The organism is Neglectibacter sp. X4, assembly GCF_009917365.1.
Lineage (GTDB): Bacteria > Bacillota > Clostridia > Oscillospirales > Acutalibacteraceae > Acutalibacter.
In genome coordinates this window covers 1-704 of the sequence record NZ_QWLE01000241.1, presented here as the reverse complement: position 1 = coordinate 704, position 704 = coordinate 1, and the positions used below count along the sequence as shown (strand labels likewise).

Annotated in this window: 1 protein-coding gene; it reads right to left on the bottom strand. The window is 46.3% G+C overall.

Features of this window, described 5'->3' with window-relative positions; all coding sequences use genetic code 11:
- A partial coding sequence (locus D1841_RS17900) for a hypothetical protein (protein ID WP_166554356.1) occupies nucleotides 1-666 on the bottom strand: 666 nt, incomplete at its 3' end.
- Nucleotides 667-704: the final 38 nt, after the last annotated feature.

Here is a 704-nt window from a genome sequence, read left to right as displayed (position 1 = left end):
GTGTTTTTCCAGCGTCTTAGCTGCCGCTTCCTGACAGGACTCCGGTACCCATCCTTCCAGTGTAAAAGTACGTTTGGTATTGAGGAGCTTCTCCTTTACCTTTTCTTTATCACGTTCCACAATAAGTCGATCGTAAACGGCCTCGACAGATTCTTTCAGCGGACAAAGTTTTGTGATTTCCTCTTCTATGCGGGAGCATTCTCCTTCATCTGCCACAATCTCTTCAGCAATTCGCCTGAGATTTTCCTCTGCAGTTCCTGAAAAATCCTCGAAGGGAACCGGTGTATAACCGTGCTGTTTCAAGATATTCAGCACTTCTTCATCATTTTCATTCATGGTGACAACAGCCAGATAAATCAAATCCTTATCACGATTGATTTCCTTTAAGAATACTGCCTCTCTGCCGTCATAAACTCTCTGCCGCAGACTTTCCACATCAGCCGCAGCAGGAAGCATCCCCAGATTAATTCTCGTATTTGTCGTCGCCCGCTGTTCAAGAGGCAGGTCATATACCAGCCATGGGCGCAAGGCTGCAAGGTCTGCCTGCTTTTTGTTTATCAGCTCTCTTAGCTTATGCCGTCTGTCATTGAGCGCCAAAATATGCGCCACGTCTTCATAAGTCTTCTCTCTATTTTCCCAGAGGTCTGCAAAATCTTTCTTCTTCATCGCCCGCCGGGTGAAAAAGAGAGGTTCCTTCTGTGTGT